At 68.3% G+C, this 26,755-nt stretch carries 27 protein-coding genes, 1 tRNA gene and 1 pseudogene; 14 read left to right on the forward strand and 15 right to left on the reverse strand.

What is annotated here, in order from left to right:
* Window positions 1-27 precede the first annotated feature (27 nt).
* Window positions 28-1,269 (reverse strand): 4-hydroxyphenylpyruvate dioxygenase, encoded by a 1,242-nt coding sequence (hppD, locus tag HF999_RS06050; protein WP_168545010.1) that lies wholly within the window; start codon window positions 1,267-1,269, stop codon window positions 28-30.
* 156 nt (window positions 1,270-1,425) lie between these two features.
* Here hppD and HF999_RS06055 point away from each other — a divergent pair, with 156 nt between their 5' ends.
* Both HF999_RS06055 and HF999_RS06060 read left to right on the forward strand, forming a co-directional pair.
* Entirely contained in the window at window positions 1,426-1,935 is a 510-nt protein-coding gene (locus HF999_RS06055) for an Lrp/AsnC family transcriptional regulator (RefSeq protein WP_168545011.1), read from the forward strand.
* Window positions 1,936-2,099: 164 nt separating this feature from the next.
* On the forward strand, window positions 2,100-3,326 hold the full coding sequence (locus tag HF999_RS06060; protein ID WP_168545012.1) for a Glu/Leu/Phe/Val dehydrogenase dimerization domain-containing protein: 1,227 nt from the start codon (window positions 2,100-2,102) through the stop codon (window positions 3,324-3,326).
* A gap of 12 nt (window positions 3,327-3,338) precedes the next feature.
* On the opposite strand, the gene HF999_RS22425 is transcribed toward HF999_RS06060, so the two are convergent.
* The 8 genes from HF999_RS22425 to HF999_RS22435 all read right to left on the reverse strand — a co-directional run bounded on the left by HF999_RS22425 (window position 3,339) and on the right by HF999_RS22435 (window position 10,058).
* On the reverse strand, window positions 3,339-4,070 hold the full coding sequence (locus HF999_RS22425; protein ID WP_246207364.1) for a hypothetical protein: 732 nt from the start codon (window positions 4,068-4,070) through the stop codon (window positions 3,339-3,341).
* Complete coding sequence (locus tag HF999_RS22430; protein ID WP_246207366.1) at window positions 4,006-4,851, reverse strand: ArnT family glycosyltransferase; 846 nt, start codon at window positions 4,849-4,851, stop codon at window positions 4,006-4,008. Before HF999_RS22430 ends, HF999_RS22425 begins: the two co-directional genes overlap by 65 nt.
* A 198-nt stretch (window positions 4,852-5,049) precedes the next feature.
* The gene (locus tag HF999_RS06070; protein WP_168545013.1) at window positions 5,050-5,553 is read right to left on the reverse strand and encodes a ferritin; all 504 of its coding nucleotides are present in this window, start codon (window positions 5,551-5,553) and stop codon (window positions 5,050-5,052) included.
* Between the two features lie 63 nt (window positions 5,554-5,616).
* The gene (locus HF999_RS06075; RefSeq protein ID WP_168545014.1) at window positions 5,617-7,083 is read right to left on the reverse strand and encodes a PepSY-associated TM helix domain-containing protein; all 1,467 of its coding nucleotides are present in this window, start codon (window positions 7,081-7,083) and stop codon (window positions 5,617-5,619) included.
* A gap of 83 nt (window positions 7,084-7,166) precedes the next feature.
* Entirely contained in the window at window positions 7,167-7,829 is a 663-nt protein-coding gene (locus HF999_RS06080; RefSeq protein WP_168545015.1) for a hypothetical protein, read from the reverse strand.
* Between the two features lie 52 nt (window positions 7,830-7,881).
* Entirely contained in the window at window positions 7,882-8,472 is a 591-nt protein-coding gene (locus tag HF999_RS06085) for a phosphoribosylanthranilate isomerase (protein WP_168545016.1), read from the reverse strand.
* Between the two features lie 22 nt (window positions 8,473-8,494).
* Entirely contained in the window at window positions 8,495-8,779 is a 285-nt protein-coding gene (locus HF999_RS06090) for a hypothetical protein (RefSeq protein ID WP_168545017.1), read from the reverse strand.
* 64 nt (window positions 8,780-8,843) lie between these two features.
* Entirely contained in the window at window positions 8,844-10,058 is a 1,215-nt protein-coding gene (locus HF999_RS22435) for a penicillin-binding transpeptidase domain-containing protein (protein WP_312854037.1), read from the reverse strand.
* 461 nt (window positions 10,059-10,519) lie between these two features.
* Here HF999_RS22435 and HF999_RS06100 point away from each other — a divergent pair, with 461 nt between their 5' ends.
* The 9 genes from HF999_RS06100 (at window position 10,520) to crcB (ending at window position 18,292) form a co-directional block, all read left to right on the forward strand.
* Window positions 10,520-11,716 (forward strand): PucR family transcriptional regulator, encoded by a 1,197-nt coding sequence (locus HF999_RS06100; RefSeq protein WP_312854038.1) that lies wholly within the window; start codon window positions 10,520-10,522, stop codon window positions 11,714-11,716.
* A 189-nt stretch (window positions 11,717-11,905) separates the two neighbouring features.
* Complete coding sequence (locus HF999_RS06105) at window positions 11,906-13,405, forward strand: long-chain-fatty-acid--CoA ligase (RefSeq protein WP_168545019.1); 1,500 nt, start codon at window positions 11,906-11,908, stop codon at window positions 13,403-13,405.
* Window positions 13,406-13,440: 35 nt separating this feature from the next.
* Window positions 13,441-15,135 carry a PHA/PHB synthase family protein gene (locus HF999_RS06110; RefSeq protein ID WP_168545020.1) on the forward strand — a complete coding sequence of 565 codons (1,695 nt, stop codon included), beginning with the start codon at window positions 13,441-13,443 and terminating at the stop codon, window positions 15,133-15,135.
* Between the two features lie 4 nt (window positions 15,136-15,139).
* Window positions 15,140-15,592, forward strand: coding sequence for a MaoC family dehydratase (locus HF999_RS06115; RefSeq protein ID WP_312854039.1), 453 nt, complete (start codon window positions 15,140-15,142; stop codon window positions 15,590-15,592).
* Window positions 15,589-16,494: a poly(3-hydroxyalkanoate) depolymerase gene (phaZ, locus tag HF999_RS06120; protein ID WP_168545021.1), complete on the forward strand. Its 906-nt coding sequence runs from the start codon at window positions 15,589-15,591 to the stop codon at window positions 16,492-16,494. The genes HF999_RS06115 and phaZ overlap by 4 nt, the downstream gene beginning before the upstream one ends.
* Window positions 16,495-16,533: 39 nt before the next feature.
* Window positions 16,534-16,959, forward strand: coding sequence for a Fur family transcriptional regulator (locus tag HF999_RS06125; RefSeq protein WP_168545022.1), 426 nt, complete (start codon window positions 16,534-16,536; stop codon window positions 16,957-16,959).
* Window positions 16,960-17,119: 160 nt separating this feature from the next.
* Window positions 17,120-17,545 carry an organic hydroperoxide resistance protein gene (locus tag HF999_RS06130; protein WP_168545023.1) on the forward strand — a complete coding sequence of 142 codons (426 nt, stop codon included), beginning with the start codon at window positions 17,120-17,122 and terminating at the stop codon, window positions 17,543-17,545.
* A gap of 43 nt (window positions 17,546-17,588) precedes the next feature.
* A complete protein-coding gene (locus HF999_RS06135; RefSeq protein WP_312854040.1) occupies window positions 17,589-17,939 on the forward strand; it encodes a fluoride efflux transporter FluC in 351 nt (116 codons plus the stop codon).
* Window positions 17,936-18,292: a fluoride efflux transporter CrcB gene (gene crcB / locus HF999_RS06140; protein ID WP_168545024.1), complete on the forward strand. Its 357-nt coding sequence runs from the start codon at window positions 17,936-17,938 to the stop codon at window positions 18,290-18,292. Before HF999_RS06135 ends, crcB begins: the two co-directional genes overlap by 4 nt.
* Before the next feature lie 7 nt (window positions 18,293-18,299).
* On the opposite strand, the gene HF999_RS06145 is transcribed toward crcB, so the two are convergent.
* The gene (locus tag HF999_RS06145) at window positions 18,300-18,833 is read right to left on the reverse strand and encodes a hypothetical protein (protein WP_168545025.1); all 534 of its coding nucleotides are present in this window, start codon (window positions 18,831-18,833) and stop codon (window positions 18,300-18,302) included.
* Window positions 18,833-19,297, reverse strand: coding sequence for a GatB/YqeY domain-containing protein (locus HF999_RS06150; protein ID WP_168545026.1), 465 nt, complete (start codon window positions 19,295-19,297; stop codon window positions 18,833-18,835). Before HF999_RS06150 ends, HF999_RS06145 begins: the two co-directional genes overlap by 1 nt.
* 53 nt (window positions 19,298-19,350) lie before the next feature.
* On the opposite strand from HF999_RS06150, the gene HF999_RS06155 reads away from it, so the two are divergent.
* Together HF999_RS06155 and HF999_RS06160 are read left to right on the forward strand one after the other, a co-directional pair.
* Window positions 19,351-20,301 (forward strand): metallophosphoesterase, encoded by a 951-nt coding sequence (locus HF999_RS06155; protein ID WP_168545027.1) that lies wholly within the window; start codon window positions 19,351-19,353, stop codon window positions 20,299-20,301.
* Window positions 20,302-20,356: 55 nt separating this feature from the next.
* Window positions 20,357-20,430, forward strand: a tRNA-Pro gene (locus tag HF999_RS06160).
* A gap of 80 nt (window positions 20,431-20,510) precedes the next feature.
* Here the strand turns inward: HF999_RS06160 and HF999_RS06165 are convergent.
* Window positions 20,511-20,849: pseudogene (locus HF999_RS06165) on the reverse strand (recombinase family protein); the annotation flags it as partial.
* Window positions 20,850-21,189: 340 nt separating this feature from the next.
* Here HF999_RS06165 and HF999_RS06170 point away from each other — a divergent pair.
* Window positions 21,190-21,939, forward strand: coding sequence for an MspA family porin (locus HF999_RS06170; protein ID WP_168545028.1), 750 nt, complete (start codon window positions 21,190-21,192; stop codon window positions 21,937-21,939).
* 2,284 nt (window positions 21,940-24,223) lie between these two features.
* Here the strand turns inward: HF999_RS06170 and HF999_RS06175 are convergent.
* The 3 genes from HF999_RS06175 to HF999_RS06185 all read right to left on the reverse strand — a co-directional run bounded on the left by HF999_RS06175 (window position 24,224) and on the right by HF999_RS06185 (window position 26,563).
* Window positions 24,224-24,559, reverse strand: coding sequence for a hypothetical protein (locus tag HF999_RS06175; protein WP_168545029.1), 336 nt, complete (start codon window positions 24,557-24,559; stop codon window positions 24,224-24,226).
* A 98-nt stretch (window positions 24,560-24,657) separates the two neighbouring features.
* The gene (locus HF999_RS22440) at window positions 24,658-24,867 is read right to left on the reverse strand and encodes a hypothetical protein (protein WP_246207368.1); all 210 of its coding nucleotides are present in this window, start codon (window positions 24,865-24,867) and stop codon (window positions 24,658-24,660) included.
* Between the two features lie 431 nt (window positions 24,868-25,298).
* Window positions 25,299-26,563, reverse strand: a protein-coding gene (locus HF999_RS06185; protein ID WP_168545031.1) for an IS3 family transposase whose coding sequence is annotated in 2 segments (ribosomal slippage) — window positions 25,299-26,278 and window positions 26,278-26,563 — 1,266 coding nt in all. Because the reading frame shifts where the segments join, the coding sequence is not laid out codon by codon here.
* Window positions 26,564-26,755 lie beyond the last annotated feature (192 nt).

Here is a 26,755-nt window from a genome sequence, read left to right on the forward strand (position 1 = left end):
GGGAACCCTCCTGGTGGTGGTGTCTCTTCAGAGGTTGCCGCGGCTGTCCTGCTCGCGCTCGATGGCCTCGAACAGGGCCTTGAAGTTGCCCTTGCCGAACCCGAGCGAGCCGTGCCGCTCGATGAGCTCGAAGAACACCGTGGGCCGGTCGCCCAGCGGCTTGGTGAAGATCTGCAGCAGGTAGCCGTCCTCGTCGCGGTCGACCAGGATGCCGCGCTTCTGCAGTTCCTCGACGGGCACCCGCACCTCGCCGATCCGGGCGCGCAGCTCGGGGTCGTCGTAGTAGGCGTCGGGGGTGTTGAGGAACTCCACTCCCTCCGCGCGCAGCGCGTCCACGGAGGTGAGGATGTCGTTGGTCGCGACGGCGAGGTGTTGCGCTCCCGGCCCGTCGTAGAACTCGAGATACTCGTCGATCTGTGACTTCTTCGCCGCGATCGCCGGCTCGTTGAGGGGGAACTTCACGCGGTGGTTGCCGTTGGCCACCACCTTGGACATGAGCGCCGAGTAGTCGGTAGCGATGTCGTCGCCGATGAACTCCGCCATGTTGGTGAAGCCCATGACGCGGTTGTAGAAGCCGACCCACTCGTCCATGCGGCCCAGCTCGACATTACCGACGATGTGGTCCAGGGCCTGGAAGATCCGCTTGGGGGCACCGTCGCGCTTGCGGAAGGTGCTGGTGGCCGGAACGTAACCGGGCAGGTACGCGCCCTGGTACCGCGCACCGTCGACAACGCGCTGCACCAGCGTGTGCCGGGTCTCCCCGTAGGTCGCGATCGCGCCGATCCGGACCGTGCCGTGCTCGTCGGTCATGTCGTGCGGCTCCTCGAGCACCGTCGCGCCGGAGGCCCGGGCGTGGGCGATGCACCGGTCCACGTCAGGGACCTCGAGCGCGATGTCGACGACCCCGTCGCCGTGACGGCGGTGGTGGGCGATCAGCGGGCTGTCCGGGCTGACGGCGCCCTGGACGACGAACCGGATCGAGCCGGAGCGCAGGACGTAGGACTTGTGGTCGCGGGCGCCCTGCTCCGGGCCGCGGTACGCGACGAGCTCCATGCCCCAGACGGACTGGTAGTAGTGCGCGGTCTGGGTTGCGTTGCCCACCACGAAGACGATCGCGTCCCAGCCGTTGACGGGGAAACTGTCGCGCGTGGCGTCGTAGGAGACGAGGCCGACGAGCTGCTGCAGCTGGTCGGCGCCGAGGCCTGCGAGCCTCTCCTCGTCAGTCAGTGTCTGCTCGAGGGTGGACTGCGGGGCGGTGGTCTGCGTCATGGTCTGCTCACCTTCCGGGATGGATGTAATGTGCGTCACTACGATCGGCCCCGCACGGCTAGGTGGCAATGTCGACAGCTCTGGATGCTCAAACTGTCGCGATCCGCCGGTGATACACCGAATGATGTAGTCAGATCGACTAGGAAAGAGGTCGTCATGCAGGAAGCGGTGACGCTGGATGATGTCGACTTCGCGCTGCTCGACTCGCTGAACCGCGACCCGCAGATCGGCGTGCTGGAGACGTCGCGCCGCGTGGGCGTGGCCCGCGCGACAGTCCAGGCCAGGCTGAAGAAGCTGGAGGATGCGGGCGTCATCGCCGGCTATCAGCCGCACCTCGATGTCGCGGCCGCCGGCTTCGGCGTCCAGTGCTTCGTGCAACTGGAGACGGCGCAGGGCGAGCTGAGCGCCGTCGCCGATGAACTGGCAGGGATCCCGAACGTGCTCGAGGCTTTCGCCACCACCGGCGGCAGTGACGTGCTCTGCCGCGTGGCCGCCGACTCGCATCGGGGACTGCAGGAGACCCTGCTCCGGATCGGGCGATCGCCGCTGGTCGCGCGGTCGATCAGCATCGTCGTGCTGTCCGAGATCGTGCCCTTCCGGGCGATGCCGCTGTTGCGGACGCTCGACGCCCGGCCGGTGTCGAGAGCACCCCGCTATCGCGGTTGATCACGTTCGACGCGGGTCGCTGCGCAGATTGCGCAGTTCTCGATCGCGGAACCGGCACGGGATGGGCATTCTGCGCGGTCAGTCGTGCATCGGTTGTCCGGCGCCGTCACCCGGTCGCACAGTGGTCTCGTTCACACCCGATCCCGCAGCCCCACAGGAGCGACATGAAGCAGCTGCTCACCCGGTTCGAAGCCAAGGCACCCGAGGTGGTCTTCGAATGGCACGACCCCGAGACCTCCGCCCGCGGCTGGACCGTCATCAACTCCCTGCGTGGTGGCGCGGCCGGCGGCGGTACCCGGATGCGACGCGGTCTGGACCGTCGTGAGGTCGAGTCGCTCGCCAAGACCATGGAGGTCAAGTTCACCGTGGCCGGTCCAGCGATCGGTGGTGCCAAGTCCGGCATCGACTTCGATCCCACGGATCCGCGCAAGGACGAGGTGCTGCGCCGCTGGTTCACGGCCGTCACGCCCCTGCTCAAGGCGTACTACGGTACGGGTGGCGACCTCAACGTGGACGAGAAGCTCGAGGTCGTCCCGATCACGGAGAGCCTCGGCCTGTGGCACCCGCAGGAGGGAGTCGTCAACGGCCACTTCGCCCCCGACGCCCGCGATCACGTGCAGCGGGTGGGGCAGCTGCGGCTCGGCGTCGCGAAGATCGTGGAGGACCCTCGGTTCACGCCGGACCACGGCCGCCGCTACAGCGTGGCCGACCTCATCACGGGGTGGGGCGTCGCGGAATCGGTGCGCCACTTCTACCGCGTGTACGGCGGCTCGCTCGAGGGCAAGCGCGTGATCGTGCAGGGCTGGGGCAATGTCGGTGCGGCGGCGGCCTACTACGCGGGGCAGGCCGGGGCGCGGATCGTCGGGATCATGGACCGTGACGGCGGCATCGTGCGGCCCGAGGGCATCAGCGCCGACGAGGTGACCGACCTGTACTTGGCCAAGCAGGGCAACCAGCTGGTGGCCGACGACCTGCTGACCTTCGACGAGGCCGCAGAGCGGATCTGGTCGGTCGGCGCCGAGGTCTTCCTGCCCTGTGCCGCATCGCGTCTCGTCACCCGCGAGCAGATCGACGAGATGATCGGCGCCGGCCTCGAGATGGTCGCGTGCGGCGCGAACGTGCCCTTCGCCGACCCCGAGATCTTCTACGGTCCCGTCTACGAGCACGCCGATCAGCAGGTTGCCGTGATCCCCGACTTCATCGCCAACTGCGGCATGGCCCGCGCGTTCGCGATGCTCATGGAGGGTGAGGTCGAGGTCTCCGACGAGTCGATCTTCGGTGATGTCTCCCGCACCATCGGCACCGCGCTCGAGCGCTGCCACGCCCGGTCCGCGAGCTCGACGCTGGTGGCCGCCACCGCGTTCGAGATCGCCCTGGATCAGCTGGTCTGAGCCGCGCGCCGATCACATCCGCCGGAGGTCCGGCCACAGCTGCGACCAGGGCGCGCGGGCATGACACAGTCGGATGTCGACATCGGTGGAGGCGCCCGGCATTCCGATCCGGTGATGCACGCTCCGCAGTGTGCGGGACGAGGTGCACATGTCGGTCGCCGCGGGATCGTCGGCGTCGGCGATCCACAGCACCGTCGTCGCGGAGTCGGCGGGGCGGCCGAAGAATCCGTAGCCGCGGGCCGGACTGTAGACCGGTGGAAGACGGGATCCGTAGTAGTCGAGCGCGGCCGCCTGCCAGTAGGAGTTCGTGACGATCGCGGCGGGGTGATCCGCCGGCGGCAGCGCGGCGATGGATTCCTCGACGGCCAGAGTCATTTCGGGCCATCCGAACTGTCCGTAGACGGAGATCCGTAGGCCGGCCTCGACCTCCGAGGTCGGCTCGGGGATCTTCGTCTCGGGCGTGAAGGGCAGACTCGTGATCACGACCGCGACGGCGATCGCACCGAGAGGCATTGCGACCCAACGGATCCGTCGCCGACGGAAGTGTTCGACCGCCACGGCGCCCGCGGCGAACACCACCGCGAACATGCCTCCCGGGTAGTACGGACGTCCGCTGGTGACGATGAAGACGATGACCAGCAGGATGAACGCGGGAGCGAGGAATCGATAGGGGCGCAGGCTATCCGAGCGCAGCAGTGCGTACAGGCCGACGAGGAGCAGCACGGCGCCGAGTACCCCGGCCATCACGAGCATGAGGGGCAGGAACAGCAGGCGGCCACCCGTGTACTGGCTCTCCTGCGCCACCTGACCGGTCAGCTCCAGGTACGGCCATGCGTGCCGTGCCTGCCAGAGCAGGGCCGGCACCATCGTCACCGTGGTGACCGCGCCCCGCCCACAGCGCCGGGCGCCGCCACAGATCGCGCGGCCCCCAGATCGACGAGGCGGCGATCACACACACCCAGAACAGCGGGATCAACCACTTGACCTGCATGTCGACCGCAGTGACCGTGCCGGCCGCGAACAGCAGCCAGTCGCGCCGGGTTCGCACCCAGCGCACCACGAGCCAGGAGATCGCGACCCACAGCGGGGTGTCGATCGCATTCGTCGCCAGCAGGGAGGACTGCAGCAGTAGGAAGGTCGACGTGGCGTAGGCGAAGGCGGACAGCGCTTGCGCGAACCGCCCGCCGCCGAGCTCGCGGGCGATCAGGGCGGCGAGCACCACACCGATCAGCGTCACGATCACCGAGGGCAGCCGGAAGAGGATGAGGGAGTCGCCGGGCATGGCCTCGCCGAGTCGCGCGAGGAGCGGCAGGATGGGGCCCTGGTCGGCGTAACTCACCGAAAGGTGATGCCCGGCACTGATGAAGTACAGCTCGTCGCCGAACAGGTGGTAGCGGCTCGCCCCGAACAGTGCGGCGACTGCCGCGAGCACGGTGATCGGGACGACCGTCGCGTAGTCGAAGGGCGACGGTGCGGCGGGTGCACCGTCGGAGGAGGTCTCGTCGGCGAGAGTGGGTGGGATCATCGAGCGCCCTCCGGATCGGTGACGGTCAGACGGTGCCGGGCCCGGGCGGCGATGGCTGCACCGCCCGGAGGTGAAGCGCGAGCATCTGATCAGCGTAGGGGTGGAGGCCTCGTTCCGGTTCGCGCGCCGCGCGGGACGAAAAACGGGGCCCTCCGCGAGCGGAGAGCCCCGTTTCCCGGGCTGCAATAGGTGGTCTGATCAGGCCTCGGTCGTGCGCGTGGGGCGCGACTTGAGTTCCTCGTCGAGACGGAGCAGGCCGGGGCCGTCACCGTCGATGAGCTTGAGACGACCGACGATCTCGCTGACCGTGGCCTCCTCCTCGACCTGCTCGTTGACGAACCACTGGATGAGCGCCTTCGAGTCGATGTCGTCGTTCGCCGCGCGGTACAGGTTGCGGATCGAGTCCGACACGCGACGCTCGTGCTCCAGCGCGACCTCGAACACGTCGAGGACGGTCGTCACATCCACCTTCGGGGCCGCCGAGGCGCCGATCTTCGGGTGGTTCCCGCGGTCCGACAGGTGGTCGATCCACTTGTTCGCGTGGACGATCTCCTCATCGGCCTGGTGGCGCAGCCACGCGGCGATGCCCGACAGGTCACGGATCTCCATCTCGATGGCCAGCTGGCGGTAGACCAGCGAGGCCTCGAACTCGAGCGTGATCTGGTCGTTGAACTTCTCTTCGAGTGCATCCGTCAACTTCATGTGGACGACTCTAGAACCGTTCCAGCTATCGCGCAATGCAGGCAAGGCGACCCTTTGCGCAGGTCAGCCCCTATTTCTTAGGTTAGCCGCACCCCTCTTAGTCGCTCCTATCGCAAGATCGAGCGCGATGAAGCAGAGCAGGGAAACGCCGAACACCGGCAGGAACCAGCCGAGGAAGGCCACGCCCAGAATCGCCGGAATCGCATGCGACGGTTCGACCTTCCGGATCGCACCCCGTGCGGGCGGCGTCGGGAGCCCGCCGCGCTTCGGGCGCCGCTGCCACCACATCAGGTAACCGCGCACGATGACGACCACGAGCAGCGCGGCGAACGCGACGAGCGCGATCTGATTGAGCAGACCGAACTGCCACCCCATGTGGGTGTTGATGAGGATCTCCGTCGCCTTCGCGAGCAGCGGCCAGGAAGCGAAGGAGAGCACGGTCGCGACCCGGCCCGTCTCCGGGTCGATCGCCGCCGAGTCGATGCCCATGCGCCAGGGCTGCCGGGTCTGCGCCACCGTGATCGCGACGGACGGATCCGTCGGGATCGAGACCTGGACGGCACCGTCGACGCCCCGTTCGGCGGCCGCCGTGACGGCCCGGTCCAGGACGGCGATGTTGCGGGCCCGCGTCTGCGCGGCGACCTCGGGCGAGACGGTCGGCACCGCGGTGGGCATCTGATGATCGGCGTGCTCGCCGCCACCACCGGTGTGCTCGCCGCCCGGGGTGAGCGAGGTGGACAGCGTCGGCTTGACCCAGCCCATCTCGGCGCGCAGCTGGCCGATGTTCTCGCCCGCGTACTTCGACCAGGTCAGGCCCGTCACGGAGAAGAACAGCAGGCCCACCAGGAGCCATGTGCCCATGGCTGCGTGCCGGCTCATCCTGCCGCCTCGGCCCTTCTGCTCGCGCGGATAGGCCAGCATGCGCTTCGGGTTCCCCCGTCGCTGGCGCCACCACAGGTACAGCCCGCCCAGGGCGACCACCCAGAGCCACGACGCCGCGAGCTCGCTGTAGAAGCGGCCGACGGCGCCGAGATGCAGATCGACGTGCAGCCGGTCGATCCAGAACCGGATCGGCAGCGCCTCGGTCGAGCCGTAGACCGGCAGCGCGCCCTGGACCCGGGCGGAGGCGGGGTCGACGTACACCGAGAGCTGGCGCCCCTCGGCCGCGAGAGCGGGGTCGTCGAACAGCACGCGGGTCGTGCGGCCCGGGCCGTCGCCGGTGCGGACCGCCGCGACCGGGAGGTCCGGGCGGCTCGCCTGCGCCGCGGCGACCTGTTCCGATAGCGGCCGTGCCGGTCCGTCCGTTGTCGCGGTGATCCGGTCCGCATAGACGAATCGCTCGACGGTGGGAGCTGCGGCGTAGAGCCCGCCGCTGATCGCCGCGATGAGCAGGAACGGGCCGACGAGCAGGCCCGCGTAGAAGTGCAGCCGCAGGATCGCGGCGCGCCACCCGGGCCGCGCCTGCGGGCCGGCGGGTGGGGGTGTTCGGGTCGGGGGCGCGTCTTCGGCCGCCGATTCGGTCACTGACATGGGTCACCTCAAGAGTTGTGCGCGTACGCGCGGGAAGCCCGGGCGGCGGAGCCGATCCGGGCGGAGAACAGCGGGAGGTGGTGTCAGAGCGGCGGCGCGCGCAGCGCCCCGTGCCGCGCGAGCACGGGGAGCGGGACGGCGCGGAAGGTCCAGACCGGGGCGACGACGGTGCCGCGCGGCTCCCACCGGATCGTCGCCAGGGGGGTGAGTGACGCGAGCGCGGAGCGCAGCGCGTGCTCGGCGCCCGCGACGACGGCGCCCACCGCGACGGCCGAGGCGAGGTGCGCCGCGGCCATGGTCGGGCTCATCGCGAGGTGCCCCATCGAGACGCCGAGTACAAGGTGGCCGAGGCCCTGGCCGAGCAGCAGCATCGCCGCTGCGCCGACGGGGCCGGTCGCACGCGGGCGTGCCGCGAGTGCTGCGAGCGCGGCGCACACCAGTGCCAGGAGGAGCACCGCGGTCATCGGGACCGACGGTGCCGCCGCCGGCATCGCGGTCGATGTCATGTCGTGCATCGCGTGCGCCCCTGCGACACCCATGTCGTGGCCGGGCATCGACGCCATCGACGCCGACGTGTGCCCGGCGTGCACGGACGCCATCGGCATCGCGCCACCCATGTCGTGGCCCGGCATCGTCGCCGGGCCGCCGCGCATGGCGAGTGTGTGCGCCGTCAGGCTCGCGGCGAAGGAGACCAGGCCCACCGCGGCGCCACGGATCGTGGCTTCGGGGCGGGCGGGGCGGAGCATGCGCCGAATACTACCCCGTGTAGGGGACGCGGCCGAAGGGGGAAGCGGCAGGTCAGGGCCGGGCGGCGGCGATGAACGCGCGAATGCGGGCCGGGTCCTTCACCCCGGGAGCCGACTCCACGCCGCTGGAGACATCCACCCCGGACGGCCCGAACGCCGCGATGAGTTCGGCCACGTTGTCCGGCCGCAGGCCGCCGGCGAGCAGCCAATCGGCGTCCGGGGGGACCGGCAGGTCCGCCGGGTCGAAGGCGGCGCCCGAGCCGGGCACCGTCGCATCGATGAGCAGGCGCTCGGATCCGGCGTGGCCGGAGGCGGTGTACCGGGCGGCGGAGATCGCGCGGATGGTCGCGAATCCCGCGGCGGCGGCGCGCACGAAATGGTCGTCGGGTTCGTCGCCGTGCAGCTGGATCGTGTCGACGCCGGCCGCGCGGGCCAGGCGCAGCACCTCGTCGATCGGCTGACCGCGGAACACTCCGACGGTCTCGACGCCCTCGGGCACTGCCGCGACCAGGGGCGCGGCCGCGCCCGCGTCGATCAGCCGGACGCTGCCGGGCGCGAAGACGAAGCCGACCGCGTCGGCGCTGGCAGCCACCGCGGCGGCCACGGTCTCGGCCGTCCGCAGCCCACACACCTTGACGAACATCGCGCCGAGCCTACCGGCCCGTTCAGAAGGGCTGGCCGGGGATTCCGCTCGGCCCGGTGATCCCGGGAGTCGGGGTCGGCGTGGGCAGGGGCATCGTGCACGGCGGGAAGGTGGGGTTGTACGGCGGTGTGCACAGCTGCATGATGCAGTTCTTGCCGTTGTAGAAGGGCATCTGTCCCGGCGGGCAGGGCTCGAGCGCGTTCGCGGCGCCGACCGCGATCGGTGAGACGAGGCTCATCGAGATCAGTCCGAACGAGGCGAGGCCGGTGGCCAGTGCGCGGCGGCCGAGCGGGCGACGGTGTGGCATGGGAACCCCTTCGCAGTGAATGTTCGTTTCAGTCTATCAATCCAGGGTGTGGCCGCACCCGCGATCACGGCAGGTCGTCACCGGCCCCGCGGAGGAAGGCGCCGCTCACCGCGACGGCGGGCCCGGAGCTCTCGCCGGACACAACCAGGGTCGCGAAGGCCAGATCGCCCACGATCCCGGCGAACCAGCCGTGCGCGTGGGTGTTGTCACCGAACTCGGCGGTTCCCGTCTTACCGCCCAGGCCCTCGATGTCGCGCAGGGCGGTCGCGGTCCCCGAGGTCACCGTCTCCCGCATCGCGGCGCGCAGCGCCGCGGCGATGCCGGCGTCGATGGGCCGGGCCTCGGTGTCCGCGCGGGCGGGCTCACCGTCGAACAGCGCGGGCCGGACCGTGCTGCGGGCGGCGAGCGAGGCCTCCACGACGGCGAGCCCGAAGGGCGAGGCCGTGACCTGCCCCTGTCCGATGGACTCCTCGACGCGCTCGGCCGGCGTGCGCGCAGCGGGTACCGAGCCGGTCACGGTGGTGATGCCGGGGACGGTGAAGTCCACGCCGAGGCCGAAACCTTTCGCGGTGTCGCGCAGCGCGGTGTCGCCGAGTTCGGTGCCCAGGCCGGCCATCGTGGTGTTGCAGGACTTGGCGAAGGCGGTGTGCAGAGGCATTGTGCCGAGGGCGAATTCGTTCTCGTTGGGGATGGTGCGGTCGCCGAAGGTCGCGCGACCGGGACAGGCCAGCCGCGCGTCCGGGGTGGTGATCTTCGCGTCCAGGGCCGCGGCGGTGGTGACCGTCTTGAAGGTCGAACCGGGTGGGTACAAGCCGGTCAACGCGACGGGGCCCTGCGCGTCGGCGGCGGCGTTCTGCGCGACCGCGAGGATGCCTCCGGTGGACGGGCGGATCGCGACGAGCATCGTGGCGCGCTTCTCGCCCGCGACGGCGGCATTCGCTGCGCGTTGCAGCCCCGCGTCGAGGGTGGTTCGGACGGGCGGGATCTGTTTCGTCGGAAAGGAATCGACCAGACGGACCGGTGCGCCGTCGCGGTCGACGACGGTGACCGACGATCCCGCCGCGGCATCGACGTCGCGGCGCCAACGCTCCTCCAACCCCGTGATCACCGGGGAGCGGAGCATCGGGGAGGCGGTCACCAGGCGGCCCTCCTCGCGGACCGTCACCCCGTCGATCCCGGTGAGCGGGCCGACCCGCCTCGCGTCGTCGGCCCGCAGCGAGATCACGGCGGTGGAGGAGGTCTTGCCCTCCAAGGACTTCCGGAGTCCGGCGGCAGTCACCGACGGATCGACGGTGCGGAGCCTGGTGGCGAGCGTTTTCGGCCGCGGAGGCGGCCTTCCCCGGGGCGAGGTTCACGACGGTGACCGTCTGCCGGGTCATCAGCGGCGCATTCTTCCGGTCGACGACCGTGGTGGTGTACGGCTTCTCGTCGGCGTATCGCAGACGCGAGCCCGCGGCGGTGGCGTCGGGGTGGATCAGCGTCGGCGCCCACGTGACCTTGCCGCCGCCGGCCGCGATCTTCGTGGTGTACCGGATGCCGTGTCGGCGCGGTAGGGCCGAGGAGCAGATCGCGCACACTCATCTCCACCGGATCCGACAGTGCCGCAGGTGCCGGATCAGATCCATGAGCCGGAGTCTAGGTCGAGTCGGGGGCGGCTTCGAGCTACTCCGGAGCCCGCGACGCGCCACACGCGGCGAAATCGGATACGCGGGAGGGCGGAAGGCAGCACAATCGGCAGCTGTGAGTGAGGTAGAGATCGCGCAGATCCAGGAGGCGCTGATCGCCCGGATGAGCGATGTGACGGTGGCCGTCGCCGCGTCGATCCGCGCGGACATCCCCTTCTACGGGGCATCGGACCGGGTCTCCGACGAGTTCCTCGCCGAGTCCGTGCGGGACAACCTGACGTACATGGTGGACGCGCTGACGGCCCCGTCGTTCGACACCGCGCCCGCCGCGGCGACCGGTCGTTCCCGGGCCGAGCTCGGCGTGCCCCTCGCCGCCGTGATGCACGCCTACCGCATCGGCGTGCACCGGATGTGGCAGGAGGTGATGGCCATCGCGGAGGAGCAACCCGGCCTCAGTAAGCAGTCCCTCCTCGCCGCCGCGCAGCACATGTGGGAGGCGCAGGACCAGTTCGTCGACGCGATGGCCGGAGCCCATCGCGATCGCACCACAGAGCAGGCCCTCGACGATGCCGCCGAGCGTGCCGCCCTCGCCGAATACCTTCTGCAGGGGCGTATTCCGAGCGATCAGAGTCTGTGGGAGATCGCCACGCTGCTGCGCCTGCCCACGACGGGGCCCTACCTCGCGGTGGCCGCGGCGACCACGGAGGTGGGCAAGCAGCCCCTGCCCGGCATCGTCGACCGGCTCCGGGCGATCGATGTCTACTCCGCGTGGCGGCTGCTGCCCGACCAGCAGATCGGCGTCGTGCACGCACCCACCGTCGCCGTCCGGACCGCCGTGATCGACCTGCTGCGACGCATCGCGACGGCCCGCGTCGGGGTCAGTGCGCCGTTCAGCGAACTCCGAGACACCCCGCACGGCTTGAACTTCGCGCGGCGCGAGTTGGTCGGGCCGGGGACCGGGGTGTCGGTGTTCGACGGTTCCGTGCTCGGCACGGCGGCGATCGCCGCGCCCGAGACCACCGTGGACCTGGCCCGCGCGGTACTGCGCAAGCTCCACGCACTGCCGGCGGAGGACCGGGACCCGCTGTTCGCGACCTTCCGCGCGTGGGTCGCGCACGACGGCAACGTCAAGGACGCCTCGGCCGAGCTGTTCGTGCATCCGAACACCGTGCGCCACCGCCTGCGACGGATCGAGCAACTCACCGATCGGTCGATCAACGCGCCCCGCGAGGTGGCCGAGTTGTGCCTGGCGTTCGAGGTCGACGCGCGTGTGCGTCTGCAGATCGACGCGCCGCGCGACGGGACCGCCTGAGGAGGCGGCGCCGCACGCCGCCTGGCCGGGCGCGCTCCGAAGAAACCGGTCGGGATTCCCAGCACGGGTGATTGTGCTCGGTAACACTGACGGCCGCAAAAGGCTGTTTCCATCACCATCGACCCAATGGGGTGTGGGAGGTCACTCTGGAAAGGACGAAGACGACACCACCACACGAAGGAGCCCTCGATGACGAACCTCGCCGAGAACCTCGTCGCCGCGACCGCCGCCCATCCCGACGCGGTCGCCCTCAAATGCGACGATCTCGAGTACTCGTACGCGGCGTTCGACGAGGCGACGGCGAAGTTCGCGACCCACCTCGCCGCGCTCGGCGTGGAGCCGGGCGATCGCGTCGGCGTGATGCTCCCCAACATCCCGGCCTTCGCGATCGTCTTCTACGGCATCCTCCGCCGCGGCGCGGTGGCGGTCCCGATGAACCCACTGCTCAAGGCCCGCGAGGTGGAGTTCTATCTGGCGAACACCACGGCCAAGGCGGTTTTCGTCGCCCCGACCTTCGGCGCCGAGGCCGCCGCGGGCGCCAAGGACGCGGGTGCCGAGGCGCACCTGGTCGACGACGCGGTGCTCGCGGAGCTGCTCGCCGATGTCGAGCCGACGCCCGGAGTCGTCCCGCGCGAGGACCTCGACACCGCCGTCGTGCTGCACACCTCGGGGACCACGGGGAAGCCCAAGGGCGCCGAACTGACGCACGTCGGCCTGGCCAACAACTGCGAGATCGCCGGCCGCACCCTGTTCCACGCGCGACCCGGCGACGTGATGATGGGCTGCCTGCCCCTGTTCCACGTCTTCGGTCTCACCTGCGGCCTCAACGCCGCCGTGCGCTTCGGGCTCACGCTGACCCTGGTCCCGCGGTTCGACGCCCGCAAGGCGCTCGAGGTGATCGCCCGCGACCGGGTCACGATCTTCGAGGGCGTGCCCACGATGTACTCGGCGCTGATCGCGGCGAAGCAGCCCGGCGATGACGTCTCCTCACTCCGGGTCTGTGCGTCCGGCGGTGCCGCGCTGCCGCTCCAGGTCATCTCCGACTTCGAGAGCGACTTCGGCGCAGCGATCCTCGAGGGTTACGGCCTGTCGGAGACCTCGCCCGTCGCGTGCTTCAACCACCCCGACAGGGAGCGCAAGGCCGGCACCATCGGCACCCCGATCGAGGGCATCCGGATGCGGATCGTCGACGCCTCCGGCTCCGAGGCGCCCCAGGGCGAGCGCGGCGAGGTCCAGATCGCCGGCCACAACGTGATGAAGGGCTACTGGAATCTGCCCGAGGCCACCGCCGCGTCGATCGACGCGGAGGGCTGGTTCTCCACCGGCGACATCGGGATCATGGACGCGGACGGCTACTTCTCCATCGTCGACCGGAAGAAGGAGCTCATCATCCGCGGCGGCTACAACGTCTACCCGCGCGAGATCGAGGAGGTGCTCTACGAGCACCCCGCGGTCGCCGAGGTCGCCGTGATCGGCGTCCCCCACACCGAGCTGGGCGAGGAGGTCGGGGCCGCCGTCGCGCTCAAGCCCGGCATCGCCGCCACCGTCGACGAGCTGCGCCAGTACGTCAAGGACCGCGTGGCCGCCTACAAGTACCCCCGCCACGTCTGGCTTCTTGACACCCTGCCCAAGGGCGCCACCGGGAAGATCCAGAAGCGCGACATCACCGTCCCCTCCGAGATCAACTGATCACCCCACGAACGAGAGAGTCGAGGCCGCCCGTCATGACCACCACCGCAGAAGGCGCCGACGAGATCGTCGCCCCCCTGGATCTGTTGCTCGTCAACTCCACCAAATCGTTCGCGTCCCGCATGGTGCCGAACGCCGCCTGGGCCCGGTTCGGGCAGGCGCTCGCCGGCCAGCCGGTGACCGTGGCCGAGCGCATCGCGGGCCTGACGAAGGAACTGGGCCTGATCGCCGTCGGCCGCAGTGGCCGCGAGCCGAAGAAGGGCGACTTCCGGTTCAAGGATCCGGCCTGGGCCAACAACCCACTGCTCAACCGCATCGAGCAGGCCTACCTCGCCATCGCCGACCTGGCCGACCGGCTCTACGACGACGCCGACCTGGATTGGAAGGACGCCGAGAAGATGCGGTTCGTCCTCGACAACCTCATCGAGGGCCTGTCGCCGACGAACAACCCGTTCGTCTCGCCGCTCGGCTGGAAGGCGATGATCGACACCGGCGGCCTGTCGATGGTGCGCGGGCTCACCGCCTTCGCCAAGGACATGGCCTCCAAGCCGCGCGTCCCGTCGATGGTCGATCCGAAGGCCTACAACGTGGGCGAGACCGTCGCGACGACGAAGGGCACCGTCGTGCTGCGGACCCGGATGTTCGAGCTGATCCAGTACGCCCCGCAGACCAAGCAGGTGCGCGAGGTCCCGCTGCTACTGGTGCCCCCGGTGATCAACAAGTTCTACATCATGGACCTCGCGCCCGGCCGCAGCCTCGTGGAGCACTACGTCAAGGGCGGCCAGCAGGTGTTCGCCATCTCGTGGCGCAATCCCTCGGCGCGGCACCGGGACTGGGGATTCGACGAGTACGGCAAGGCGATCATCGAGGCGCTCGATGCGCTGCAGGTGATCACGGGCGTCGACACGGCGAACGTGTTCGCCACCTGCTCCGGCGGCATCCTCACCGCGATGGTCATGTCGCACCTGTACGCCACGGGCCACGGCGACCGGATCGCCGGCCTGACCTTCGGCGTGACCGTCCTCGACCAGAGCCACGCGGGCTTCGCGTCGGCACTGGCGGACCGTCGGGCGGCCGACGCCGCGATCCGCACCTCCGCGAGCAAGGGCTACCTCGACGGTGCCGCGATGGCGGAGATGTTCGCCTGGCTCCGCCCGACGGACCTGGTGTGGCGCTACGTGGTCAACAACTACATCCAGGGCCGCCCGCCAGCCGCGTTCGACGTGCTGTTCTGGAACGCCGACACGACCCGGATGGCGGCCGCCCTGCACCGCGACATGGTGCTCATGGGACTGGAGAACAAGCTGGTCACGCCCGGCGCCTCGACGATGCTGGGCACCCCGGTGGACCTCTCCAAGGTCGAGGCCGACCTGTACGTGCTCGGCGGCATCTCCGATCACATCTGCCCCTGGCAGGCCACCGAGCGCAGCGCCGCGCTGTTCGGCAGCAAGGACAGCACCTACGTGCTGTCCACGGCCGGTCACATCGCCTCTCTGGTCAACCCGCCCGGTAACCCGAAGGCCTCCTACCGCACCGCTCCGGTCCTGCAGGAGCAGACGCCGGAGGAGTGGTTCGAGACCGCCGAGAAGCAGTCCGGCTCCTGGTGGCCGCACCACCTGCAGTGGCTCGACGCCCGCAGCGGGGCGGAGGTCGGCGCACCGTCGGCCTTGGGAGCCCCCGGTTTCGAGCCCCTCGCCCCCGCACCCGGCACCTATGTGATGGAGAAGTGATCGCGTGAGTACCACCGTCAAGACCCCGCAGGAGCTGCTCGGAATGGTCGGGCAGACGCTCGGCACCACCGAGTGGGTGAGCATCGACCAGGACCGGATCGACCTCTTCGCCGACGCCACCGACGATCATCAGTGGATCCACGTGGATCCGGAGCGGGCGGCCAAGGGCCCCTTCGGGGGGACCATCGCACACGGCTACCTGACGCTGTCGCTCGCGCCGGTGCTGTTGCAGGAGGCCCTCGTCGTTGAGGAGTACTCGGCCGCGCTGAACTACGGGCTCGACAAGGTCCGCTTCCCGTCGCCCGTGCCGGTCGGCTCGCGGTTGCGGGCCACCGTCGGCCTGGTGTCCGCCCAGGACAAGAAGGGGGCGATCGAGGCGGTCTTCCGCCTGACCTACGAGGTCGACGGTGCCGAACGTCCCGCTTGCATCGCCGATACGGTGGTGTTGTACCGATGAGCGACAACACATCCGACACGAGTAAGAGCGCCGAGGGTTCCGAGGTGGAGCTGCCCGAGGACCTGCTGATCGCCACGGGCGGGCAGCGGATCCGGGTGCGCCACCGGCCGGGAACCGGTGTTCCGCTGGTGCTGTGCAACGGAATCGGTGCGAGCCTCGAGGTGCTGGACCCGTTCGTCGAGGCGCTCGACCCCGAGCGCCCGGTGGTCCGGTTCGATGCGCCCGGCACGGGTGAGTCGCCGACCTCCCTGCTGCCCTACGGTTTCCCGTACCTGGCCTGGATCGTCGGGCGAGTGCTGGACGAGCTGGGCATCGGCGTCGTCGACGTCCTGGGTCTGTCCTGGGGTGGTGCGTTGGCGCAGCAGTTCGCCTTCCAGAACCCGATGCGCTGCCGGCGTCTGATCCTCGTGTCGACCGGCACGGGCGCGATCATGGTGCCCGGCAACCCGCGGGTGCTGTCGAAGATGGTCACGCCGAAGCGCTTCCGCGATCCCGCCTATGCGGCGCAGGTGGCTGGCGAGCTGTACGGCGGGTCGGTCCGGGAGGACTCGGCGGACATCGGCGAGACCTTCTCCCGGCAGATGCACGCGGGATCGAAGATGGGCTACCTGCACCAGCTCATGGCCGGATCGGTGTGGACCTCGATCTTCGCGCTGCCGGTGATCCGCCAGAAGACGCTCCTGGTGTTCGGCGAGGACGACCCGATCATCCCCATGATCAACGGCCGGATCTTCGAGCTGCTCCTCCCGAGGGCGACGCTCTACCGGCACGACGGAGGCCACGTCGACCTGGTGACCCGCCCGCAGAAGCTGGCGCGGGAGGTCGAGGACTTCCTCGGGACGCCGCACCTGGGGCGGCGTCAGTGGCGCAGGAGGACGGGGCTGCTCACAGCCCGCGACTGAACCTGGAATCGTTCTGACATCGGGCGTACTCTATTTCGCATGAGCGAGGTGGACACCGCCGAGGATCGGCTGCGCGGCGTGGGGTTGCGGATCACCGCGCCCCGCGTCGCCGCGCTCGGCTTCCTCGACGGGCATCCCCATGCCACCGCGGACGATGTCGCGGAGTTCCTGCGGGGCCGGCTCGGCACCGTCGCCACGCAGACCGTCTACGACGTGCTGCGGGTCTGCGCGGAGAAGGGCCTGCTCAGGCGCATCGAGCCCGCCGGATCCGCGGTCAGGTACGAGGCGCGGGTCGCCGATAACCATCACCACCTGGTGTGCCGCTCCTGCACGAAGATCGTCGACATCGATTGCGCCGTCGGGGCCGCCCCGTGCCTGACGGCCGACGAGGACCACGGCTTCGTCATCGACGAGGCGGAGGTGACCTTCTGGGGTTACTGCCCCGACTGCGCCGCCGCGCGCTGATTCCTCCAGGTACTCGCTTTCCCCGGACCGCATGCTCCGGGCACCTGCCGCCTCGGGTCGGCGCACCGTCGAACCCCGGGGACGCGCGGCGTGATGCGGACTACTGTCGAGGGGGACGCCGCCCGGAATCGGGCGGCACGAATGCGAAGGAGCGCACGATATGAGCCTGGACGTCGTCTACACCATCTCCTCGACCGCCACCGGCGGTGGCCGCGACGGTCACGTGAAGTCGGCCACCGGCCGCATCGACCTCGACACCCGGCCCCCGAAGGAGATGGGCGGCAACGGCGAGGGCACCAACCCGGAGGAGCTGTTCTCCGCCGGCTACGCCGCGTGCTTCCTCGGTGCCGTCCGCGCCGTCGGCCGCACCGAGAAGGTCACGATCCCCGACGACGCCACCGTCGAGGTGACCGTCGGTTTCGGCAAGACGGAGACCGGGTTCGGCATCAACGCCGCGATCACGGCGACCCTCCCGGGTCTCGCGCAGGCCGACGCCGAGGCGATCGTCGCCAAGGCGCACCAGCTCTGCCCCTACTCGAACGCGACGCGCGGCAACATCGACGTCGACCTGACCACCGCGGTCTGATCGTCCGCTGAGCACCCTGCTCCGCCCCGCCGCCCTGGGACTGGTGTTCCTGGGCGGCGCGGTCGGCACCTTCGTGCGCGCCGAGGTCGGGCACTGGTTGCCGCACACGCCGTTCCCGTGGGCAACCTTCGCGGTGAACATGGTCGGCACGTTCCTGCTCGGCGGCATCGTCTCCGCGCTCGCGCAGCGACCCGACGACGAGCGGCACCGTCGGGTCAGGCTCCTGTTGGGCACGGGTTTCTGTGGGGGACTGACCACCTACAGTGCGTTCGCGCTGGACATCCACGGCGCCTCCCCGGCCGTCGGTGCGCTGTACGCCGGTGCGACGGTGCTGCTCGGTCTCGTCGCGGCCCTCGCCGGGGCGTTGTCGGTGCCCAAGGTGATCCCGGCGTGACCACCCTCCTGATCACTCTCGGGGGCGGGCTCGGGGCCGTCCTGCGATACCTGGTCGACGGTGCGCTGCGCCGTCGGCTCGTCGAGTGGTCCACGGCCGTGATCAACACGACCGGCTCCTTCGTGCTCGGGGTCCTCGCGGGCCTCGCGGCGAGGAACGGGATCGGCGGCGAGGCCCTGGCGATCCTCGGCACCGGTGTGTGCGGCGGCTACACGACCTTCAGCACGGCCACCGTCGAAACGCTGACTCTGTTGCGGGACAGGCGGTATCGGGAGGGCGTGGGCTACGGACTGTGCACGCTGGTCGCGAGCGTGGTCGCGGTGTGGGGCGGCTACGCCCTCGGCGCGCTCTGAAACCGAGCTACCCGCCGCTGCGCTCCTGCGCGTACCGGTACACCGGCCGCGTGAGGATCAGCGAGAACAGCATGAGCAGCATCACGATCACGGCGCCCCACATCGGTAGACCCGCGAGCGGGGCGCCGTTGTGGTCGATACCGTAGCGGCTCACCGGATCCGAGTAGGCGCGCTCATTGCCCAGCAGCGCCGCGGCCGCGGCCGCGAGGAACCCCGCGAACACGGCGAGGCCGTAGAGCGCCGCCGCCCAGCGTTGCCCGAACAGGGCGAACAGGCCCGTGAACGCCATCGCGGCGCACACCACGAGCCCCGCGATCGCGAGCACGAGGATCGTGATGGTGCGCACGCCGAGCGGCGATCCCGGGAAACTCCCCGGGTAGCCCATCGTGCCCAGCAGGGCCGAGCACTGGATGATCGCGGTCAGGTACAGGGCGATGGCCCCCGCGCCCGCAGCGAGCGAGACGAGAACCCACAGCCACATCGCGCCGGGCCGCCGCCGGGAGCGGCGCGAGCGGGGCGAGTCGTCGCGTGCACCCGCCACTAGGCGAGCTTCGCCTTGACGGCGGTGGACAGCCGCTTTCCGTCCGCGGCGCCCGCCGCCTTCGCGTTCGCGACCTTCATGACCTGGCCCATCTGGCGCACCGTCGGGGCCTCGCCGAGCTCGGCGGTCACCTCGGCGACCGCGGCGTCGACGAGCGCACTCAGTTCGTCGTCGCCGAGCTGCTTCGGCAGGTAGCGCGACATGACCTCGGCCTCGGCACGCTCCTTGTCGGCGAGCTCGTCGCGGCCGTTCGCGGCGAAGATCTCGGCCGCCTCGCCACGCTTCTTCACCTCACGCGCGACCACCTTGAGGAACTCCTCGTCGGTGAGGGCGTGCGCGGTGCCCGAGGTCTCCTCGTTCTGGATCGCGGACAGCAGCATCCGGAGCGTGCCGGTGACCAGGGTGTCCTTGGCCTTCATCGCGGTCTTGAGATCGTCGCGGATAGCGGCCTTCACTTCTGACATGGCCTCCAAGTTACGCGGTGTGCGCTGGGGCGGCAGCTGAGTATCCTGGGGCAATGGCAGTTCACCCACTTGTCCGCGCCGGTGCCGGCCTGGCGGGCGCGGGCATCGCGTCCATCGCCTACGCCACGGTCCTCGAGCGCAACGCGTTCACGCTGCGCGAGCACACGCTGCCGATCCTGCCTCCCGGCACGCCCACCCTCCGGATCCTGCACATCTCGGACCTGCACATGACGCCCGCGCAGCGACTCAAGCAGGGGTGGGTGCGCGAGCTGGCGGCTCTCGAGCCCGACCTCGTGGTCAACACGGGTGACAACCTGTCGCACCCGCGGGCCGTGCCGTCGGTGGTCCAGACCCTCGATCCGCTGTTGGCGCGCCCCGGCCTGTTCGTGTTCGGGTCCAACGACTACTTCGGGCCCACCCCGAAGAACCCGGCCAAGTACTTCGACAAGGACCACGAGCGCAAGCACGGCGAGCCCCTGCCCTGGCAGGACCTGCGCGCCGCGTTCTCCGAGCGGGGCTGGCTCGATGCCACGCATCAGCGCCGTCGCCTCGAGGCCGGAGGAGTCACGATCCAGGTCGCAGGCGTCGACGATCCGCACATCGAGCGGGACCGGTACGAGACGATCGCGGGCCGCGCCGACGAGGCCGTCGACCTACGGCTCGCGCTCACCCACTCCCCGGAACCGCGCGTGCTCGATCGGTTCGCCGCCGACGGCTACGACCTCGCCCTCGCCGGCCACACCCACGGCGGCCAGCTGTGCCTGCCCGTGTACGGCGCGCTGATCACCAACTGCGGGTTGGATCGCTCGCGGGTGAAGGGTGCCTCCGCCTGGGGCGCGCATATGAAGCTGCACGTCAGCGCTGGCCTCGGCACGTCACCATGGGCACCGTTCCGCACGTTCTGCCGCCCCGAGGCATCGCTGCTGACCCTCGTGGGCGCGCCCGTCCGCGACCGGGAGCTCGAGCTCGGCCCCGTCATCGCCCCGGAGTCGGTACAGGCCTGACCTGCCGATTTCCCGCCCGACGGTGGCTGTAGTAACCTTATCGAGGTTGTCACCACGGGGTGTGGCGCAGCTTGGTAGCGCGCTTCGTTCGGGACGAAGAGGTCGTGGGTTCGAATCCCGCCACCCCGACTCGTTGGTTGAGACGACAGCAGGGCGCTGACCTGGGATTTCCTGGGTCAGCGCCTTACTTGTCTCTGTGGTCAGGGACCGCGGGTCTCTCTTCCCAGCTCAAGCTCCAACTCGGCGATGCTGGCGAGCACGGACGCAATCATGCGGCCCGCCGCCGTGGACGTGTCGATGCCTTCCCTCAGCGAGCGCAGCGTGATCCCGCGCGCGGACAGCTCGGCGATGGTCGAGGACACCTCGGCGACGGACCTGCCCAAGCGCTCAATGCCCACCACCAAGATCACATCGCCCGCGCGGGCGTAGTCCAGCATCGCTTGCAGCCCTGGGCGTTCCGTACCCGCTTTCCCGCTGAGGCGATCCCCGAACATGCGCTCGCAGGGGAAGCTGTGGGCGAGGAGTTGATCCTCCTGCTGATCGAGCACCTACGCGGTCGTCGATACGCGGACGTACCCGAGCATGTGCGGACGCGCGGTGGTGTCAGTTCCCCATGTGTCCCAGTGTGGGAGGGGATGCTCGTCCGGCGTCTGACCGTGTGTCATGTCCCCCAGTTCTGGGTGAGTATTCCCCAATCGGGGTTGGGGTGTGGTCTTGGTGATCAGTGCTGGTTACCGTTCGCTGTGCAAGGTATCGAATCGGGTTGAGGACTGGTGAACGGGAGTGTTGCGGGTGCGAGAGCGCTTGGGATGGAATCGGTTTCGTTCTGATGATCGGTGGGGTTCTTTAGCTTGTGGGCGTTCGTTCGCATCGCGGATGTGGTGCCCGGTGGTGCTGGTGTCGGCGCTGCTGGCGGCAGCGGTGGCACTGTTCGGTACGGCGACGGCAGGTGCTGACCCCGCCCCAAAGCCGTCCGGTGACATCACGCGGGTCAAGACCACACCTGATGGATTCACGATCACGATCAAGCTGCTCAAGAACCGCTTGGACGCAGTGCCCCCGCTCGACTCGTCCCCGTTCAGCCGCGAGGCGTTCTTGGCGGGGGACAACACGGTGAAGATCGATGGACCCCCTGGGGGCAAGCTGCTCGGCGCGAGCTTCGAAACGGGTTATCAGATTGGTTACCCCGCCAAGGTTGGCGCGGAAGGCGGCGCGACGGTGACTCTCACGACGCCTGATCTGTCGGTCAACGGCGGGGTGAACACGGGGCTGAACGCCTCCGTAACTCCCTCTGTCCAGGGCCAGGGCGGGATCAGCGGTGGTCAGCCGTCGGGGTCGGTCGGCGGCGGTGTCACGGGCACGGTCGGCGGCAACGTCGGCGCGAACGTCGGCGCGCAGTCCAAGATCATCCCTTCGCAGACGGCGACGTTCAAGATCGAGCACGGTGGGATCACCGAGGTGCCTATCGCGAAGATCGCCCTGACCTCGCCGTCGGCCTACCTGAGCCTAAGCGGCGTTCACCTGTCCGCCAGCGGTGCAGCGGGCCAAATGACCGTTCGCACCTTCACCCGCGTGATCATGCGCACCGAGCTGGGCTCGACCCAGCAGGTTGCGTACGGTCCTGCGATCCGACTTTAGGGAGATACGATGCGAGTGTCTGCGAGTGTCCGTGCACTAATCGGCTTCGTGATCGCATCGCTCGTCGCAGCGATGCTGTCCGTCACTGCCAGCGCTCCTGCGGGGGCTGATCCTGCTGCTGATTGCCAGCGCGCGTGGACGCAGTACTGGACTTCAAACTTCCCAAACCAGCCTGTTCCACCCGTTCCTGCCGGGTGGTGCAAGCCGACACAGGTTCCGACACAGCCGACAATGACCCCGCTTCCCACGGGGCCAACGAACACAGTCCCGCCGTCGCCTGTCTCGCCCACCGAGACTGCTGGGGGTACGCCTCCTGCTGCGACGGCACCGCCCGCGCAAGGGACGGGCACCCCAGCACGGACCCCTGCCAACCCTGCGGAGACGACATCGGCATTCCAACTGCCTGGTGGCGAGAGTTCGACACCGAACACGACGGCTGAAACCTCGACAACTGCGGAAACCACGTCAACGCAGCCTGAGACAACCTCTGCTACGACCAGCGCGCCCACAGAGACGACCGACTCCACGACGACGACGGACGCACCTTCCGAAGAGACGACTGGAACGACTTCTGCGCCTGCGACTACTGAGCAGACATCGCAGACCAGCGCGACGAGCAGTGAGCAATCAACCGAGTCTCAGTCTACAGGAGACTGTTTCAAGCAGAATTATCCACAGGGGCTGGGTAAGCAGATGGTCAAGTCGGGCTTTATGGGTGCGCTCCGAGGCGCTGTCCAAGGTGCCATTGTCGGATGTGTCGGCGGTGCCGTCATGGGCGCGGGCGTCGGCTGCGGACCTGCTGCTTTGGGCGGCGGGGTAATCGGTTTCGTCGGCGGCTTCGCAGGCGGCGCAATCGCTGGTGGCCCAGCCACTCAGGCTGGAAAGACCCTATACAACTGCAAGAAGAAGTAGTACGGCTCTAGGAGGTGAAGATGAGTGATTCGAGACGAATTCTAGGGATCGCAGTCGCGGGACTCCCACTGTATGTGATTGTTTCAGCGCTCGCGTACCAGTCAGTTGGTCAACTAGATGTAAGTTCGCAGTCAGATGACCTTCCGACATGGATTCTGGTCGGGTTTTTGCTATTCGGAGCGTTATCGTTGGTGATGCTCGTATGGCTTATCCGCTCTCTGCGGTCAGGCGATGACCCTGCGTCTATCGAAGCACGCAGAAACATTGCGATTGCAGTTGCTGTCGCGGTAATCGGCTCAATGCTGTTGGAGGGTGTGCTGCGAGTAGCATTTGAAATCGCGACTCCTGTACCGACCTTGATCTTGAGTGCGTGTACGTACCTCGCGGGAATCGCCCTGGCTGCGCTCGTTTTCTGGTGGCAGAATTCTAGCCAAGCTGAGCATGGTAGGGGCTAGTAGTTGACTCCGCGCGCGTAGGGCATTAGGGGGAGCTGAGCGATGGACACCTTGTGGAATGTTCTTGCGTTCGTATCGGCTTGTTGGCTAGTCGTGGTTGGTGCGATATGTGGGCGTAGGCTTGTGTGCATCAGCAATAACCGTGGGAGCGGTGGGGGTGCCTTACGTGTGATTTCGACGCACTTCGTCGTGAACTGGCGCAACTACCTGTGGTGCGCCGTTGCTGCCTCGGCCTTCCTGCTGATTTCCATCGTGCTAACCTCTTCAGAAGCCTCTTATCATCGTGCGGCAGGAGTGGGGATCACGGTAGTGATCGCCTTTCTGTGCCTGGCAGGTTTGGTTGCGTCGGGCGTTGGGCGGAGGAAGCTCGATAGCTATTTCTGGGTGGGTGCACTGTCTCTTGCGTTCGTCGTCGCCGCAATGAATGCGCCCTTATTTTCGAAACCGCCGGGAACGGTACGTTCCCTATCACACTTGGCTTCTATTCCAAACCAGTTCCCGTCTGAACCTGGAAGTGTGAAAGCGCCGATAGCGCAAGGAGATTGTACAAAGGTGACACCAAATCAATCAGGCAAGGGCGGCAAGTTTGTTGTCGCTAAGGTAGCATGCGGGGACGTCAGTCCTTATCGAGTCAATGCCGTTGTTGGAGTCGGTAGGTCGTGTCCCACGTCGGACTCCGACCTTGAGTTTAAAGCGAACGGGTACACGGCATGTCTCGATTATGACTGGGACGCAGTGAATTGCATGGTGATTAGTGGACCCGCAGTTGTGAAATTGCCGTGCAGTTCCCAAGTGACGTCGGGTAGAAAGCTGGTAGCTGACGCGCTAGTTACCGAGTCAACGGATGTCCAGCTGTGCTTAGAGGACGGTATCGTGCATGCAGACAGACGATTCACTGTGTGTACGAAGTCTGTTCCCTAATCCTTCTCTCGGCTGACCCGCGAGATAAGAAGCCCACCGAACCCTAGATAGCTTCCATATACAAGGAATGCGAGACTGTAGATCAGCACGGTGGTTGTTGTCGCGGTATTCGCAGTTGCGAACGCCGCAGTGCCGAAGAGTGCTATCGCCAGTACGGGGGCGGCTATCCAAAATGTAGCCTTCATTTTCGAGTCTCGGAGACGTCGAGGGATCGTTCCCGAAAGCATTGCTTCAACAAACCCCCATGATGGATTATCGTGCTCGTCGCCCGTCGAATGCTCAGCAGCCTGGGTTTTTGTTCGATCCGCATTCGGTTTGTGTTTGTCCTCCATGATGGGGGCGATCCTCTCTTGTCTTGCTCGTTTAGAGCGCCACGCGGCTCAAGCATACCTGGATGTCCGAGAGCTTCTGCCTGGTCTGATTCTCGCGCTCACCTGCGCGTATCTAGTCCCCGAGCGAGCCCGTCCAACCACTCCTCGACCGCCCCACCACCGCGTATCCGCAGCCCCCTGTCCTGCTCGCGGTACAGGTCGAGCACGCTGATGTACGCGCCCAGCTCCTCTGCGCGGGCGACCGTGTGCGCCTCCTCGACCCGCCCGAGAAACACGGCGCGGGACAGGGCTGGGCGGTGGATCGTCATGCCCCCATGCTCCTCGCTCACGGCCCATCCAGGACCGCCAAGGCGTGCAGTAGATCAGCCCGACCGTACGCCGTGCCGACGGTGCGAGCACGGCCCCGTCCGCCCTCGTCATCACAGACGGGTGCACGAGCACGGCCACGGGCACCCCGTTGCGGGTCAGCGTGACGGGCTCGGACTCGCACCTGGCGATGAGCGCGGACAGGGCCGCGCGGGCGCGGTGCAGTGGGATGGTCGCGGTCACGGGCACCGACCACCGCGATGCGGCACGGGCAGGCCCGCTCGGCGTAGGCGGCTCGCGAGGTTCCGTGTGCCGCGCCAATCGCTCGGCGTGCGGGCGAGCACGAGCACGGGCAGATCGGGGCGGCACGGCGGTGGGACAAGCCGCAGGTGTCGGCGGCACGTGAACCGCCCCGGGTAGTCCGGAGACTGACTCAAACAGGCACCGGCACCGGGTGGTGGGGTGCTCTTGCAGCGTAGTACGCGGCTTCGAGTTCGGCGGGTGGGATGTCGCCGCAGTACTCGTAGGGCCGCTGGTGATTGAACCAGTCGACCCATTCGGTGGTGCCGTATTCGACCTGCTCGACGGTCCGCCAGGGCTTGCGGGGTTTGATCAGTTCGGTCTTGTAGAGCCCGTTGATCGTCTCCGCGAGTGCATTGTCATACGAATCGCCAGCGGTACCAATGGAACCAGTGATTCCGGCGCCGACGAGACCTTCGGCGAAGCGGGCCGCGGTGTACTGCGCTCCCGCATCGGTGTGGTGAATGACCTCGCGCGGGTCATGCCCGTCGCGGTGGCGGGTCCACACCGCGTGGTCGAACGCCGCCAGCACCAGGTCGGTGGTCATGGTCGAGCCGACGGCCCAGCCGATGATCCGCCGGGCGTAGGCATCAGTGACGAACGCGACGTACGCCCACCCCGCCCACGTCGAGACGTAGGTCATGTCTGCCACCCACAGCTGGTTCGGGCGGGTCGGCGAGAAACTGCGTTGGACCAGGTCCGGGTAGCGATCAGCTCGGTGGCCGGAGATCGTGGTGCGTTTGACCTTCCCGCGCACCGCGCCGGCCAGGCCGGCCTCACGCATCAACCGTTCGACCGTGCAGCGGGCCACCGCCACGCCCATCCGATTGAGCACGATCCACATCTTCCGTGCCCCGAACACCGCGTAGTTCGCTGCATGAACATCCCGGATCTGATTGCAGAGCACCGCTTCCCGAACCTCGGCAGCGGTCGCGGGGCGGTCAACGTGCTCGTAGTACGTCGAGGGGGCGATCTTCACACCGTGCTCGGTGAGCACCGCGCAGATCGGTTCGACACCCCACCGCAGACCACCCCCGTCACGCCGGTCGGCATGAGCACGGATGAAGTCCACGATCAGCCGTGTGGCCGGTCGAACTCGGCCGCGAAGAAAGCCGACGCCGCCTTCAAAATCGCGTTCGCGCGTTTGAGCTCGGCGTTCTCCCGCTTGAGCCGGCGGATCTCCTCCGACTCCACCGAGGTGACCCCCTCACGCTGGCCCGCGTCGACCTGCGCGGTTCGCACCCACTTACGGATCGACTCCGCCGTTGTCACCCCCAGCAACGGCGCGATCCGCTGCATCGCCGACCACTCCGACTCCCCGTCAGGCCGCTCGGCGACCATCCGCACCGCGCGCGCCTTCAACTCCGTCGGATACCGCCTCGATGTGTTCCCTGCCATGACTCCAACCTTCCAACATTCGGAGTCTCTGGACTACCCGGGGCGGTTCAGGGGATGCTCGTCCGGCGTCTGACCGTGTGTCATGTCCCCCAGTTCTGGGTGAGTATTCCCCAATCGGGGTTGGGGTGTGGTCTTGGTGATCAGTGCTGGTTACCGTTCGCTGTGCAAGGTATCGAATCGGGTTGAGGACTG

It is taken from the genome of Tsukamurella spumae (genome assembly GCF_012396015.1).
GTDB classification, from domain to species: domain Bacteria; phylum Actinomycetota; class Actinomycetes; order Mycobacteriales; family Mycobacteriaceae; genus Tsukamurella; species Tsukamurella spumae.